At 59.5% G+C, this 15,775-nt stretch carries 13 protein-coding genes; 1 reads left to right on the top strand and 12 read right to left on the bottom strand.

Annotated features, from left to right (window positions below):
* Window positions 1-40 precede the first annotated feature (40 nt).
* Window positions 41-901 carry a LysR family transcriptional regulator gene (locus tag ACFVTJ_RS13400; protein WP_386908116.1) on the top strand — a complete coding sequence of 287 codons (861 nt, stop codon included), beginning with the start codon at window positions 41-43 and terminating at the stop codon, window positions 899-901.
* Between the two features lie 56 nt (window positions 902-957).
* On the opposite strand, the gene glpK is transcribed toward ACFVTJ_RS13400, so the two are convergent.
* The 12 genes from glpK to nirD form a co-directional block, all read right to left on the bottom strand.
* A complete protein-coding gene (gene glpK / locus ACFVTJ_RS13395; RefSeq protein ID WP_386908114.1) occupies window positions 958-2,457 on the bottom strand; it encodes a glycerol kinase GlpK in 1,500 nt (499 codons plus the stop codon).
* A gap of 70 nt (window positions 2,458-2,527) precedes the next feature.
* Entirely contained in the window at window positions 2,528-4,249 is a 1,722-nt protein-coding gene (locus ACFVTJ_RS13390) for a carbohydrate ABC transporter substrate-binding protein (RefSeq protein ID WP_386908112.1), read from the bottom strand.
* A gap of 74 nt (window positions 4,250-4,323) precedes the next feature.
* Entirely contained in the window at window positions 4,324-4,617 is a 294-nt protein-coding gene (locus ACFVTJ_RS13385) for a DUF2160 domain-containing protein (protein ID WP_386908110.1), read from the bottom strand.
* A gap of 2 nt (window positions 4,618-4,619) precedes the next feature.
* Entirely contained in the window at window positions 4,620-5,534 is a 915-nt protein-coding gene (locus tag ACFVTJ_RS13380) for a carbohydrate ABC transporter permease (RefSeq protein ID WP_386908109.1), read from the bottom strand.
* A gap of 3 nt (window positions 5,535-5,537) precedes the next feature.
* Window positions 5,538-6,404 carry a carbohydrate ABC transporter permease gene (locus tag ACFVTJ_RS13375; protein WP_004437268.1) on the bottom strand — a complete coding sequence of 289 codons (867 nt, stop codon included), beginning with the start codon at window positions 6,402-6,404 and terminating at the stop codon, window positions 5,538-5,540.
* A gap of 2 nt (window positions 6,405-6,406) precedes the next feature.
* Complete coding sequence (locus ACFVTJ_RS13370; RefSeq protein ID WP_386908106.1) at window positions 6,407-7,477, bottom strand: ABC transporter ATP-binding protein; 1,071 nt, start codon at window positions 7,475-7,477, stop codon at window positions 6,407-6,409.
* Between the two features lie 13 nt (window positions 7,478-7,490).
* The gene (locus ACFVTJ_RS13365) at window positions 7,491-8,561 is read right to left on the bottom strand and encodes an ABC transporter ATP-binding protein (RefSeq protein WP_386908104.1); all 1,071 of its coding nucleotides are present in this window, start codon (window positions 8,559-8,561) and stop codon (window positions 7,491-7,493) included.
* Between the two features lie 37 nt (window positions 8,562-8,598).
* Window positions 8,599-10,122, bottom strand: coding sequence for a glycerol-3-phosphate dehydrogenase (locus tag ACFVTJ_RS13360; protein ID WP_386908102.1), 1,524 nt, complete (start codon window positions 10,120-10,122; stop codon window positions 8,599-8,601).
* Between the two features lie 107 nt (window positions 10,123-10,229).
* The gene (locus ACFVTJ_RS13355; RefSeq protein WP_386908100.1) at window positions 10,230-11,003 is read right to left on the bottom strand and encodes a DeoR/GlpR family DNA-binding transcription regulator; all 774 of its coding nucleotides are present in this window, start codon (window positions 11,001-11,003) and stop codon (window positions 10,230-10,232) included.
* 134 nt (window positions 11,004-11,137) lie between these two features.
* A complete protein-coding gene (gene cysG / locus ACFVTJ_RS13350; protein WP_386908098.1) occupies window positions 11,138-12,604 on the bottom strand; it encodes a siroheme synthase CysG in 1,467 nt (488 codons plus the stop codon).
* Window positions 12,576-15,224, bottom strand: coding sequence for a molybdopterin-dependent oxidoreductase (locus tag ACFVTJ_RS13345; protein ID WP_386908096.1), 2,649 nt, complete (start codon window positions 15,222-15,224; stop codon window positions 12,576-12,578). Before ACFVTJ_RS13345 ends, cysG begins: the two co-directional genes overlap by 29 nt.
* Window positions 15,225-15,438: 214 nt before the next feature.
* Window positions 15,439-15,774 carry a nitrite reductase small subunit NirD gene (gene nirD / locus ACFVTJ_RS13340; protein ID WP_003519747.1) on the bottom strand — a complete coding sequence of 112 codons (336 nt, stop codon included), beginning with the start codon at window positions 15,772-15,774 and terminating at the stop codon, window positions 15,439-15,441.
* Window position 15,775 lies beyond the last annotated feature (1 nt).

Here is a 15,775-nt window from a genome sequence, read left to right as displayed (position 1 = left end):
TTTCGGATGCAAAGATTAACAGTTATCATGATTTGAGATAATGCTGAACCTCCAACATCTTGCCAGCTTCGTCATGCTTCAGCAAACCGGCAGTTTCACCCTCGCTGCCGAGCGGCTCGGCATTGGGCAATCGACCGTCAGCCAGCATATTCAAAGGCTTGAGGCATCGCTTGGTCGACGGTTGATCGCACGCAACACGCATCAGGTGAAGCTGACGGGCGAGGGTGAGGCCTTGCTTGGTTACGCCCGCAATATGCTAGAAATCGACAGCAAAGTGTCGTCGCTCTTCACCGAAAGCCGTCTGCGTGGGCGGCTACGACTGGGCGTGTCGGAAGATTTTGTCGCGAGCCGGCTGACGGCCATCCTGGAGGAATTTATCCGCCTTTATCCCCTTGTGGATCTGGAGCTGACGGTTTCGCTGAGCGGCGTGCTTTACCAGATGCAGGATAATGGTGAGCTGGATGTGGTGCTGGCCAAACGCCGCCTGGGCGACAAGCTGGGTCACTTTCTTTATCGCGAACCGCTTGTCTGGCTGGCGCGCGACCCGCATCGCATGCTGAACCAGCCGGACGCCCTGCCGCTGATCGCCTTTCCGCCGCCAAGCATCACCAGAAAGGCGGCACAGGAAGCATTGGACCGGGCCGGGCTATCTTGGCGGATCGTCTGCACCTGCGGCAGCCTGAGTGGACTTACAGCTGCGGCAAGAGCGGGCATGGGCATTCTGGTGCAACCGCGCAGCATGGCGCCAGCAGGCCTCAAGGAAATTGCAGCGGGTGTGCTGCCGGTTCTGGAAGATGTGGAATTTGTGCTGCAACCCAGCAAAGGTGCGGACATGAAGCTGGTGCGCGCCCTTTCCGATCTCGTGTCCAGCAAGAGCATCGCACCCGGCAGCTTCGTATAGAGTTCAACGCGCATTATCCGGACGTAAAGCCGCCACGCAGTTCTACTCGAAACGCCTTAGCTTTCGCGTTTCGAGAGGCAACGGCCAACGCTATCGCGCCAGCCTGCGATGGCGTTCTTCCGCTCGCTTTCCTCCATCTCGGGGCTGAAGCGGCGGTCGCGCCGCCAATGCTCGGCAAAGGCCTTGCGGTCCGGCCAGATGCCGGCGCGGGAGGCCGCAAGCCAGGCTGCACCGAGAATGGTCGTTTCCAGGAAGACCGGTCGGTCCACCGGCGCGGCAAGAATATCCGCCAGCCGCTGCATCGTCCAATCGGAGGCGACCATGCCGCCATCGACCCTTAGCACCGTCTTGCCGTTGTCACCCGCCCAGTCTTTGCGCATGGCATCCAGCAGATCAAACGTCTGATAGGCAACGCTTTCGAGCGCCGCGCGCGCGAATTCCGCGGGGCCGGTGCCGCGCGTCAGGCCGAAAATCGCACCGCGCGCTTCGGCATCCCAATAGGGCGCACCAAGACCGGTGAAAGCCGGCACGAGATAAACGCGCTGCTTGGGATCGGCCTTTTCCGCAAGCGCGCTGACTTCAGATGCAACCGAGATGAAGCCAAGCTCGTCGCGCAGCCATTGAACGGCAGCGCCGGCAATGAAGATCGAGCCTTCCAGCGCATAGGTGGTCACGCCGTCGAGGCGATAGGCAATGGTCGTCAGCAACCGGTTTGTCGAGGCGACCCGGTCGGTGCCGGTGTTAAGGAGCGCAAAGCAGCCGGTGCCGTAGGTGGATTTCATCATGCCCGGCTCGAAGCAGGCATTACCGATCACGGCCGCCTGCTGGTCGCCGGCCACACCCAGGATCGGAATTTCCGCGCCCAGCAGCGACTTGTCCGTCACACCGAAATCGGCAGCGCAATCAAGCACTTCCGGCAGCATGGCGCGGGGAATATCGAGGATAGACAGGAGTTCGTCATCCCAGGAATTGTCTTCGATATTGTAGATCAGCGTACGCGAGGCGTTGGTGGCATCGGTCACGTGCCGGCGGCCGCCGGTGAGACGGTAGATCAGGAAACTGTCGACGGTACCGAAGCAGATTTCTCCCTTGCCCGCCCTTTCGCGAAGACCGCTGACGCTGTCCAAAAGCCATTTCAGCTTCGTGCCGGAAAAATATGGATCGAGCAGCAGTCCCGTCTTTTTAGAGAAGAGCGGTTCCAGCCCCCTTCTTTTCAAATCCTCGCAGACCGGGGCGGCACGGCGGTCCTGCCAGACCACGGCGCGGTGCACCGCTTCGCCGGTGTTGCGGTCCCAAAGCACCGTCGTTTCCCGCTGATTGGTGATGCCTATCGCCTCTATATCAGTTGCGGCGATACCGGCATCGGCAAGCGCCAACCGGATGGTTTCAAGCACGCTTTTCCAGATATCTTCGGCATCGTGTTCGACCCAGCCGGAGGCCGGAAAATGCTGCGGAAATTCTCGCTGCCCGACACCGATGACCCGCATGTCGCGATCAAAGACCATCGACCTTGTCGATGTCGTTCCCTGATCGATCGCCAGAATATAACCGCCCATTATGTCACTCCCTTTTAAACGCAATGACGGGGCGGCAGAGCCGCCCCGGTTTCAAGATTTCATGCAGACATTACTTCTGCCAGCTTTTGACCAGTTCGTCGTAATTGACGGTGACCGGCTTTTCCTTTTCGTTCGCAATCTTCAGCTGCGGCGCCAGATGGCCCTTCGAAACGGCATCCTTGTTCCAGTAGTCGATATCATGCTCTTCCGCCAGCTTCGGGCCGATATCGCCCTGCACGCCGGCACGCTCGATACGGGCCATGACCTTTTCCTGCTCGGCGCAGAGAGAGTCCATTGCCGCCTGGGCGGTTTTCGCACCCGAGGATGCATCGCCGATTGCCTGCCACCACAGCTGGGCGAGCTTCGGATAATCAGGAACGTTGGTGCCGGTCGGCGACCATTGCACGCGGGCCGGCGAGCGGTAGAACTCGACGAGACCACCGAGTTTGGAAGCCCGGTCCGTGAAGCTCTTGTGATGGATGGTCGTATCGCGAATGAAGGTCAGACCCACATGGCTCTTCTTCACATCCACGGTTTTCGAGGTCACGAACTGCGCATAAAGCCATGCGGCCTTGGCGCGGTCGTCAGGCGTGGATTTCATCAGCGTCCAGGAACCCACATCCTGATAACCGAGCTTCATGCCGTCCTTCCAGTAGACGCCATGCGGCGAAGGTGCGACGCGCCATTTCGGCGAACCGTCCTCGCTCACGACCGGTAGGCCTGGTTTGGCCATATCGGCGGTGAAGGCCGTGTACCAGAAGATCTGCTGGGCGATATTGCCCTGCGCTGGCACCGGACCGGATTCGGAGAAGGTCATGCCCTGCGCTTCCGGCGGCGCATATTTCTTCAGCCATTCAAGATATTTCTCGATGGAATAGACCGAAGCCGGGCCATTGGTATCACCGCCTCGTGCCACGCAGGAACCGACCGGCTGCGACTTTTCATTGACCTTGATGCCCCATTCATCGACCGGCAGGCCGTTTGGCAGACCCTTGTCGCCGTTGCCGGCCATGGAAAGCCAGGCATCGGTGAAGCGCCAGCCGAGTGACGGGTCCTTCTTGCCATAGTCCATATGGCCAAAGACCTTCTTGCCGCCGACGTCGCGGCCGGTGAAGAATTCGGCGATGTCCTCATAGGCCGACCAGTTGACGGGAACGCCGAGGTCGTATCCGTATTTGGCCTTGAAATCCGCCTTGTTCTTGTCGTCGTTGAACCAGTCATAACGGAACCAGTAGAGGTTCGCGAATTGCTGGTCGGGAAGCTGATATAGCTTCTTATCCGGCGCCGTGGTGAACGCGCTGCCGATGAAATCCTTGAGGTCGAGACCGGGATTGGTGACGTCTTTGCCTTCATTGGCCATGAAGTCCGTCAGGTTGCGCACCTGCTGGTAGCGCCAATGGGTGCCGATGAGGTCGCTGTCGTTGACCCAGCCATCATAGAGGTTCTGGCCGGTCTGCATCTGGGTCTGAATCTTTTCGACGACGTCACCTTCCTGGATGATGTCATGCGTGACCTTGATGCCGGTAATCGCGGTAAAGGCCGGTGCCAGAACCTTGGATTCATATTCATGTGTGGTCAGGGATTCGGAAACCACCTTGATTTCCATGCCCGAAAAAGGTTTCGCGGCATCGATAAACCATTGTAGCTCCTTTTCCTGATCGGCGCGTGAAAGCGACGATAGATCGCCGATTTCCTTGTCCAGAAATTGCTTTGCCTCCTCCATTCCGGCGAAAGCGGAACCTGTCATTGCCAGCAGCATGGCTGCCGTCGTCGTCATCAGATGCCGTCGCATATCAGTCCTCCCAAGGGTTTGCGATTGCATGAAGTCTGCGGGTGCGGTTTTCCTCCGCCGCACCATTTCCTGCTCTAGACGAAACGGAAAACGCCGATGGCGTAGACCACGGACAGAGCGAGAGCCCACCACAGGTTCGGGCCGACCAGCCCGAGCCATGCGAGATGAATGAAGGCGCTGCCGAGCAGCGAGATGAACAACCTGTCACCGCGCGTCGTTTCGAAGCGCAAGAGGCCGTAACGGGGATTGCCGCCAGGGGAGAATTGCTCCCATATCCACATGCCAACAAGCAGCACGGCGATGGCGCCAAAAAACGCACCCGTCTGCCAGGTCCACGCCATCCAGGTAAAATCGGGCATCTTCGTCATGATCAAACCCTCCCCAGCGCAAAGCCCTTGGCGATGTAATTGCGCACGAACCAGATAACCAGGGCACCCGGTATCAGCGTCAGCACACCGGCAGCGGCAAGCAGGCCCCAGTCCATACCGGCGGCCGAAACGGTTCTCGTCATGGTCGCGGCGATTGGCTTGGCGTCGGTCGTCGTCAGCGTGCGGGCGATCAGAAGCTCGACCCACGAGAACATGAAGCTGAAGAAGCAGGCAACGCCGATGCCGGAAGCGATGAGCGGCATGAAGATCTTCACGAAGAATTTCGGGAAGGAGTAGCCGTCAATGTAAGCGGTTTCGTCGATTTCCTTCGGCACGCCGGACATGAAGCCTTCGAGGATCCACACCGCCAAAGGCACGTTGAACAGGCAATGCGCCAGCGCGACAGCGATATGCGTGTCGATCAGCCCGAAAGCGGAATAAAGCTGGAAGAACGGCAGCGCAAAGACGGCGGGGGGCGCCATGCGGTTGGTCAAAAGCCAGAAGAACAGGTGCTTGTCACCGAGAAAACGGTAACGCGAAAAGGCATAGGCCGCCGGGAGTGCTGCCGCGACCGAAATCACCATGTTCATGACAACGTAGATGATCGAGTTGATGTAACCCGAATACCAGGAGGAATCGGTAAAGATCGTCCGGTAGTTCTGCAGCGTCGGCTGGTGCGGATAAAGCGTCATTGACGATACGATTTCCGCATTCGTCTTGAAGCTCATATTGATAAGCCAGTAGATCGGCACGAGCAGAAGGATGATGTAGATCGTCGGCACCAGCCAGGAAAAGCGTGATGGTCCATGGTGGCGGCGTGACCGCGCCGTTGTGGCAAAGCTGGGCCGTACCGACACCGCTGAGCCAGTGCCCAAGCCATTACGTTCCACACCTGTGATGACATTGGAGGCGCTCATGTCTCAGGTCTCCGCGTCGTGGCTGGTCATCACGGTGTAGAACACCCAAGACAACAGCAGGATGATGAGGAAGTAGATCAGCGACATGGCCGCCGCCGGTCCTAAATCGAACTGACCGAGTGCCATCTTCACGAGATCGATGGACAGGAAGGTGGTGGAATTGCCCGGGCCACCGCCGGTGACGACGAAAGGCTCGGTGTAGATCATGAAGCTATCCATGAAGCGCAGCAGGAAGGCGATCAGCAACACGCGCTTCATCTTCGGCAGTTGGATGAACCGGAACACCGCAAAACGCGACGCGCCATCGATCCTTGCCGCCTGATAATAGGCATCCGGAATGGAAACGAGGCTGGCATAACACAGAAGGACGACAAGGCTCGTCCAGTGCCACACATCCATGATGACGACGGTGATCCAGGCATCGACGGGATCATTGACATAGTTGTAATCGAGCCCGAGTTGATTGGCGTAATAGCCGAGCAGCCCGATATCGCTGCGCCCGAAGACCTGCCAGATGGTGCCGACCACATTCCACGGCACAAGCAGCGGCAGTGCCATTGTGACGAGGCAGATCGGCACGCCGATACCGGATTTCGGCATTTTGAGCGCGATGAAGATGCCGAGCGGAATTTCAATCGCGAGGATGATGCCGGAGAACAGGAGGTTGCGACCCAGCGCATCCCAGAACCGGTCCGAGGCCAGAATTTCCTCAAACCATTGCGTTCCCGCCCAGAAGAACTGGTTGTTGCCGAAGGTGTCCTGCACCGAATAATTCACGACGGTCATCAGCGGAATGACGGCGGAAAAGGCGACCAGCACCAGCACCGGCAGCACCATGAACCACGCCTTGTTGTTCCAGCTCTTTTCCATGGTCAGGCCCCCATCTTTACACGCCAGGAATCGGCGAAAACGCCGATCGCGGCCGGGTCGAAGCGCACACCCGCTTCCGCCGGAATTTCCTCGTCTTCAGCGACAACGATTGCCAGCTTCTGGCCGGCAAAGCGGGCGCGCACGATCTTCTGCCGGCCGATGTCCTCGACCTTATCGACAGTGATGGGCATGCCGCCGCGCTCCAGCCGGACGAATTCCGGGCGGATGCCGATTTCGATGCGCTGCCCCGATGCGATCGTCGGCGCCCCTGCCAGCGGTACACCAAGACCGCCGACCACAGCCGTCGTCCCCTCGATATTTGCGGGCAGCACGTTCATGCCCGGCGAGCCGATGAAATAACCGACGAATGTATGTCCCGGCCGTTCGAAAAGCTCAGCCGGCGTGCCGATCTGAACGATCTGCCCGTCATACATGACCACCACCTTGTCAGCGAAGGTCAGCGCTTCGGTCTGGTCATGGGTGACATAGACCATGGTGAAACCGGACTGGCGGTGCAGCCGCTTCAGCTGTGAGCGCAGCACCCATTTCATATGCGGATCGATGACCGTCAGCGGCTCGTCGAAGAGAATGGCGTTGACGTCGGAGCGTACGAGGCCGCGTGCCAGCGAAATCTTCTGCTTCTGGTCTGCCGTCAATCCGCGCGCACGGCGTTTGGCCATGCCGGAAAGATCGGTCATTTCAAGGATTTCCCGCACCCGGCGGTCGACCTCCGCTTCCGGCACCTGCCGGTTGCGCAGCGGAAAGGCGAGATTGTCATAAACCGTCATCGTGTCGTAAACGACCGGGAACTGAAACACCTGCGCAATATTGCGGTCTTCAGTCGCAAAATCCGTCACGTCTGTTCCGTCGAACGCGATGCGGCCTTCGGAGGGACGCAGCAGGCCGGAAATGATGTTGAGCAGCGTGGTCTTGCCGCAGCCGGAAGGGCCGAGCAGCGCATAGGCGCCGCCGTCCTCCCATTCATGATGAACTTCCTTCAGCGCATAATCGCCGGCAGCCTGTGCCTTGGCGTTATAGGCGTGGCGTATGTGATCGAGCGTGATACGTGCCATGACCGATCTCCCCTTACGCCGCTTCGCCGATGGCGCGACCATTCGCGTCAAAGGCCATCAGGTGTTTCGTATCGAGAAATAGCTCGATATCCCTGTCCGGTTCGATGTCGTGTATGCCATGCGCCAGCATGACCCAGCGCCGGCCGGAAAACTCCACATGCACGAAGCTCTCAGAGCCGGCTATTTCCGAAATCAGCGTCCGGGCCCGGATGGATTGCCGCGCATCGCCCTTCGCCTGCGGAAAAAGATGATGCGGCTGGAAAGCGATGGTCAAAGGCCCATCCGGCACGGCGGCAAGATGCGCCGGCACCGCAACCACCGCCTGGTCGGCGCGCGTGAAAGCGTTACCCGCCTTGATGACCTCGATGGTGTTAAGCGGCGGATCAGCAAAGATTTCCGCAGTTACGATATCCACCGGCTGCCGGTAAACCTCGATCGTGCGGCTGAACTGCGTCACTCTTCCTTCATTGAGTGTCGCCGTATTTCCGCCCAGAAGCAGCGCCTCTGAAGGTTCAGTAGTGGCGTAAACGAAAATCGCGCCGGATTCCGCGAAAATGCGCGGCAGTTCTTCGCGCAGCTCCTCGCGCAGCTTGTAATCGAGATTGGCCAGCGGCTCATCGAGCAGCACCAGATTGGCGTTCTTGACGATGGCGCGGGCAAGTGCCGTGCGCTGCTGCTGGCCACCGGAAAGATTGAGCGGTGTGCGGTCAAGATAGGGCGTCAGCCGCAGAAGCTCGGCGGCCTTCCTCACTTCCCGGTCGATGGTTGCCTGATCCTTGCCGGCAACCCGCATCGGCGAAGCGATGTTTTCATAAACGCTGAGCGCCGGATAGTTGATGAACTGCTGGTAGACCATGGCGACGTTGCGCTTCTGCACCGGCCAGCCGGTCACATCCTCGCCATTAAAAAAGATCGAGCCGGCACTCGGCTTGTCCAGCCCGGCCATCAGCCGCATCAGCGTCGTCTTGCCCGAAAGCGTCGGTCCAAGCAGGACGTTCAGGCTTCCGCGCTGCAACGTCAGATTGGTCGGGTGAATATGATATTCACCACCAACCATCTTCGAGACGTTTCGCAATTCAAGCATGGTGATCCAAAGCCTCCTCCGCTTTTCGATCGGATCGTCAGATTACCTTCAAGCGTCCACCTGCAATGCCTTCGATGTAATCCTCCAGCCCGCGCGCCTCTTCAGGGGTCAGGAAAAGCCCCTGTTTGGTGCGGCGCCATAGAATATCTTCCGCCGTCAGCGCCCATTCCCGCGCCATCAGCCAGCGAACCTCGGCCTCATAAAGCGTCCCGCCGAAATGCTGGCCCAAAGCAGCCATATCCGTAGCGGAGCCAATTATGGCCATCGCATCCGTTCCATAACAACGGACTAGCCGCTCGGCATGACGTTTATCGAGAAAGTGATACCGCGACTGCAGGGCCCTGACCTCTTCCGCATAGGCCTCGGCACCGAAATTACCGCCCGGCAAATGCGAACCCGCCGTCCAAGGCGCGCCCTTCTCACCCAGTGCGTCGCCGATTTTTTCAAGAGCATGTTCGGCAAGCCGCCGATAGGTGGTGAGCTTGCCACCGAAGATATTGAGGAGCGGCGCTTCGCCTTCCGCCCCTTCGGTTTTCAGCACATAGTCGCGGGTTGCTTCCTGTGCTTTTGACGCGCCGTCATCGAAAAGCGGCCGTACACCGGAATAGGTCCAGACGATATCGGCAGGCGTTACCGGTTCAGCGAAATATTCACTCGCGGCATTGCAGAGATAGCTGATTTCCTCATCGCTGATCTTAACAGCCCTGGGATCGGCGGTGTAGTCGCGATCCGTCGTGCCAATCAGGGTGAAATCCTGCTCATAGGGGATGGCGAAGATGATGCGCCCGTCTGGATTCTGAAAGAAATAGGCACGCGGATCAGAGAACTTTTTGCGGACGATGATATGGCTGCCCTGAACGAGGCGGACATTGTGGACGTTGTTTTTACCGAAAGTCCGCGACAGCACCTGGTCCACCCAAGGGCCAGCGGCATTCACCAGCATCCGCGACTTGTAGGATTTCGTTTCTCCGGCGGCGTTTTTCGTTTCGACCCGCCAGAAGGCGCCTTCGCGTCGCGCCGAAACCACCTGCGTGCGGTTGAGGATCAGGGCGCCACGATCGGCCGCATCACGGGCGTTCAATACCACCAGACGGGCATCATCGACCCAGCCATCCGAGTATTCGAAGGCGCGTGCAAAAATCGGCTTCAGCGGTTTTCCGGCGGGATCCCGGCGCAGGTTGAGTGAACGGGTCGCGGGCAGAAGCTTGCGGCCACCAAGATGATCGTAAAGGAAAAGCCCGAGGCGTACGAGCCAGGCCGGACGCACCCCACCCTTCTGGAATGGCAATACGAAGCGCATGGGCCAGATGATGTGCGGCGCCATGGCCCACAATACCTCGCGTTCCATCAAGGCTTCACGCACGAGGCGAAATTCATAGTGTTCGAGATAACGCAAACCGCCATGGATGAGTTTGGTCGCGGCGGATGACGTGCCGGAGGCAAAGTCATTCATTTCCGCAAGCGCCACGGAATAGCCGCGCCCGACGGCGTCACGTGCGATGCCGCAGCCATTGATGCCGCCGCCGATCACGAAAATATCGTGGATTGCCTCGTCAGACATCGCCCCTCCCGCGCTTTCATCGATGCTCTCCCCATCGATATTTTGAAAGCACGGCAATCTAATTCGAAGACAAAACGAATGTCAAACGAAATTCCGAGGTGGCTAAATCAGCCACTCTGCGCCTCGGTTTCGATCAAGCGGACATCGTGATCAGCACAGATGCTGCGGATGGAATCGACCGGGCAATGGTCGGTAATAAAAGTATGGACCTGCGAAAGATGGCCGATGCGGACCGGGGCCGTGCGTTCGAATTTCAGCGAATCCGAGACCAGAATGACGTGACGGGCATTGGAGATGATCGCCTGCGCCACCTTGACCTCCCGGAAGTCGAAGTCGAGCAGGGCTCCGTCCTCATCAATCGCCGAAACGCCGATCACGGCGAAATCGACCTTGAACTGACGGATGAAATCCACCGCCGCCTCACCGACGATACCGCCATCTGAGCCACGGACCACGCCGCCGGCAATCACCACCTCGATACCCGGGAAAACTCGTAACCTGTTGGCGACATTTATATTATTTGTGATCACCATCAGTTCGTGATGGTCCGCCAGCGCTTCACCCACCGCTTCGGTCGTCGTGCCGATATTGATGAAAAGCGAAGAGTTGTTGGGGATGAGGGCGGCGGCGGCGGCCCCGATTGCCTGTTTTTCGACCGAAGCAATCGCCCGGCGCGCTTCGTATTTGACATTTTCATTGCCGCTTGGGAAAAGCGCGCCGCCATGGATGCGCGTCAGCACCCGCGTATCGCACAGATCGTTGAGGTCTTTGCGGATCGTCTGGGGCGTCACCGAAAACCGCGCCGCCAGTTCATCGACCAGCACCCGGCCGTTCGCTTTCGCCAGCACAACGATTTCGTCCTGACGCGGTGTGAGCAGCATTTCGGCCTCCCTCCTCTTTCAATTTTTTCGTTTTATTGAAGAGCGAACGAAAAACCAATGTCAAGGGAGGGTTTGATGGCGAAGATGGCCATCACGGATTTGCCTGAAGGATGTAGGGCCCAATCGAAAACTCGTTAGCCGGTTTTCTTGAAAGGCGCAGTTGCGGTCTGCTCTCCGCGGTTGACGGACGCGGAGCGGAACGCATTACCGACGCCAATCAGCACGGGTTCGTTGACGCCCAGCCTTTCGACTGCCGCAGCCAGTTGCACGAGCGAACCGCACCAGCTTTGCTCGTTAGCCCGGCTGACGGAAATCATTACCACCACCGGGGTCGAGGCGGGCATGCCATGGGCGAGCAGGAAAGACTGGATGTCCGGAGCGGTTCGCCCGCCCATATAAAAGACCGTGGTCGCGAAAGGGTTCGACAGAGACTGCCAGTCGATGTTTTCCGGCAGTTTTCCCTGTCGGGAATGTCCGGTAACGAACCGAACGGACTGGGCGTGGTCTCGATGTGTGAGGGAAACGCCGAGACGGGATGCCATTGCGCTTGCGGCGGTGATGCCGGGCACCACCTCGACCGGGATATTTTCAGCTTCCAGCGCCGCAATCTCCTCGCCGGCGCGTCCGAAAATCATCGGATCTCCGGATTTCAGCCGCACCACCCGTTTACCAGCCTTGGCGAAGCGGATCATCATGTCATTGATATCCTCCTGCCGGCAGCTTTCCCGTCCGCCGCGCTTGCCGACCAGCATACGCTTGGCCTCCCGCCGCGCCAGTTCCAGCACCTCCGCTGAGACGAGATCATCGAACAGGATGACATCGGCCGCCTGCAGGGCACGCACTGCTTTCAGCGTCAAAAGCTCCGCATCACCCGGCCCTGCACCCACCAGCGTTACCAGGCCGTATGCCGATCCTGCCTGTCCCGCCAGCATCCCCATATCTGTCAGCAGTCGCTTTTCGCTGCCTTCGTCCAGTCTTTCGGTAAAAGCCCGGTCGACGAATTTTTCCCAGAAAGACCGTCGCGCCGCGCCGGGTGCAATGCGCAGATTAACCTGCTCGCGGATCGTCTGGGCAAGAGCGCCCCAATGCTTCACCGACAGCGGCAATAATGTCTCGATGCGTCGGCGAATGGCCTGCGCCAGAATGGGCGCCGCACCATCGGTTGAGATCGACACCACCACCGGTGAGCGATTGACGATGGAGCCGAACTGGAACTGGCAAAATTCCGGCTTGTCGATGACATTGACGGGCACGCCGGCGGTGCGCGCGGCATCGTAGAAGCTCTCGGCTTCCGCATCGGTTTCGCAATCCGCCAGCGCCAGTTCCGCGCCGCCGAAGGTATCCGGACCCCACGGACGGTCATGCCATCTCAGCATCGGGCTTCTCGCGGCGAGCGCCGCAAGGCTTCCCGAAAGCGCGCTTTCTTCGCAATAAAGATCAAGTTTAGCCCCGCAGGCCAGCAGCAGTTCCGCCTTCCAGGCGGCCCCATCCGATCCGCCCGCTAACACTACCCGCTTCCCCTCAAGCCCCCAGAAGACCGGCAATTTGGCGAGCCTCTCCATGCGGGCCGGTTCATTCCGCTGCGGTTTTAAGGCATCCATCGATGATCCCCCTGATTTCGGCGCGGCAGGAGCCGCAATTGGTTCCGGCATTCAGCGCCTTGCCTATGGCTTCAACACTGTGACAACCGTCACGAATGGTGGCCGTGATCTGGTTCACCCCGACATTAAAACAGGAGCAGACAGTTGCACCCGGATCGGATCGCCCTGCCCCCGGACGCCCCGCGACCAGCGCAAAACGCATGCGCAAATCCCCATGGCGTTCGGTCAATTGCGAAATGGCCCAGTTGCGGGCGACGGCCACCGGCTCCCTGGCGATAAACAGTGCCGTGATCAGGGTATCGCCATCAAAGAAGGCGAGGCGCAGATCACCGGTCTGCCGGTCGCTATATCCCAGCGGCTCGATCCTGACATCGATGCCGAAAACCTGTCGCGCCCAGAGCGTCCAGTCCTGCGGCTCTTCCGCAAAGGCCAACTCCATGCGATAGCCCCCATCCGCCTTGGCAATCGCCCAATAGGGGCAATCCGGCGCATCGGGCCGAGTACGGGAAATGGCGAAACCGTATGCCTTCGCTTCGAAACGCCTTGCCCTCACGCCCGTGTTTTTCGAGGCGGGCTGGCCGGAATGCGGGTCCGTGACCGGGGCCACAAGCGTATCGATCCGCGCCCGCGCGGCGAACTTGTCATTCCAGTGCATCGGCGCGAAGACCGATCCGCGCGCCTGCCTTTCGCTGATCAACGCCCGCAGCAGAACCCTGCCATGCGGGCTTTCCAATTCCACCAGATCCGCGCTTTCTATTCCCAGCGCCTGCGCATCGCGCGGGTGAAGCTCGGCGAAAGGTTCGGCTATATGGGCGGTGAGGCGAGCACTTTTGCCGGTGCGGGTCATGGTGTGCCACTGGTCGCGAATGCGGCCGGTATTCAGTGTCAGCGGATAATCCGCCGATGTCCTGCCGGTCTCCGGCAAAGCGGTGGCGATGAACCGCGCCTTGCCATCGGCATGGTAAAACCGCCCATCCGCGAAAAAGCGGGTGACGACGGCATCGCCCGGTCCGGCCTTCGGCCATTGAAACGGCGTCATCGCATCATAGGAATTCCGCTCGACGCCGCTGATATCGAAATCGCGACTGCCGGCATTCTCGAAACCGGAAAGAGCGGCATGTTCGGCAAAAATCTCCGACGGCTGACGATGAGCGAACGCGGCGCCGAAACCCATGCGCCGTGCCACTGCCGCCATTTGCCACCAGTCGGCCCTGGCTTCACCGGGGGCCGGCAGAAAGCCGCGCTGACGGGAAATGCGCCGCTCGGAATTGGTCACCGTGCCGTCCTTTTCTCCCCAGCCGAGCGACGGCAGGAGAACATGGGCGTGGCGGGCCGTATCGGTATCAGCCATGACATCAGAGACGACGACGAAAGGGCAGGTCTTGATTGCCGCCTCGACGGCACCCGCATCCGGCATGGATACGACAGGGTTCGTGGCCATAATCCACAGCGCCTTGATGCGGCCATCGGCCACCGCCTGAAACATATCCACTGCCTTGAGACCGGGTTTTTGCACAATGGCGGGCGAGGCCCAGAAGCGCTGCACGCGGTCGCGATCCTGAGCACTTTCGATAGCCATATGGGCGGCCAGCATGTTGGCCAGCCCACCCACTTCGCGCCCGCCCATCGCGTTGGGCTGGCCCGTCAGCGAAAAAGGTCCCATGCCATGCCTGCCAATCCGACCCGTGGCAAGGTGGCAATTGATGATCGCGTTGACCTTGTCGGTTCCGCTCTGAGACTGGTTGACGCCCTGGCTATAGCAGGTAACGGTTTTTTCCTTACGCTCAAACAACTCGTAAAAGGAAATCAGGTCGGCAATAGGAAGGCCAGTAGCCTCGGCGATTTCTGGGAGGCTGTGCTGGCTTGCTGCCTGTAGGGCGGGCTCAAAACCGGCCGTGTGGCTTTCAACGTAACCGCGGTCCATGGCGCTGCCGCCCGAGAGGTGCGCCAGAAGGCCGGTAAACAGCGCCACATCTCCGTCCGAGCGGATGGCAAGGTGCAAATCGGCAATATCAGCGCTCATCGTCCGGCGTGGATCGATGACGACCACCTTCATCTCCGGCCTTGCCGCTTTCGCGGCGGCGAGGCGTTGATAAAGAACGGGATGGCACCAGGCGAGGTTGGAACCGGTAAGGATCACCAGATCGGCCAGCTCCATATCCTCATAGGTGCCCGGCACCGTATCCGCCCCGAAGGCGCGGCGGTGGCCGGCGACGGAGGACGACATGCACAGCCTTGAATTGGTGTCGATATTGGCCGAACCGATGAAACCTTTCATCAGCTTGTTCGCCAGATAATAATCTTCTGTCAGCAATTGACCGGAGACATAAAAGGCGACCGAGTCCGGGCCGTGCTCGGCAATGGTCCTTGAGAAACGGGAAGCGACGAGATCGAGCGCCTCGTCCCATGCCACCGATTTGCCATTGATCAGCGGATGAAGCAGACGTCCTTCGAGATCGATGGTTTCGGCCAGAGCCGAACCTTTGGAACACAGGCGGCCGAAATTGGCGGGGTGGTCCGGATCGCCTTTGACGGAAACGACGCCGTCATCGGCAACGGTGGCGATGACGCCGCAGCCGACGCCGCAATAGGGACAGGTGGTTTTTGTTTCAACGGGCATGGGTTTGCCCTCTCAGTGCGTGGCGGTTACCCCCCTCTGCCCTGCCGGGCATCTCCCCCTCAAGGGGGGAGATCGAAAAGCGGAAGGCTCCTCGTTTCCTCTCCACTGGCGACGAAACCAGTTGTGAATGGAGGTTCGCGCCGCAAATGATCTCCCCCCTTGTGGGGGAGATGTCCGGCCGGGCAGAGGGGGGTAAACTCATTGCCATCGCCATTCACTCCGCCGCAATCATCAGAGTCTCAAGCGCAATCGAAAGCCGCCCATCCAGATTACGCACCGGAATGGTCCGCACCTCACCCTCATCCGCCCCCAAAGCCTTGCCGGTCTCCAGCGAAATCACCCAGTTGTGCAAAGGACAGGTCACCGAAGCCCCATGCACGATGCCCTGGCTCAGAGGCCCGCCCTTGTGCGGGCAATGGTCCTCAATCGCAAAAACCTGATTTTCTGCCGTGCGGAACACGGCGATCTTGCCCATCGGCGTTTTTACGCAACGCGCGCCGCGCAGGGGAATGTCGGAGATATCGCCAATATCGATCCAGTTGCTGTCCATC

Source organism: Agrobacterium sp. NPDC058088, from assembly GCF_042885035.1.
In the GTDB taxonomy this organism is placed as follows: Bacteria; Pseudomonadota; Alphaproteobacteria; order Rhizobiales; family Rhizobiaceae; genus Agrobacterium.
This window is presented reverse-complemented; position numbering and strand designations above follow the sequence as displayed.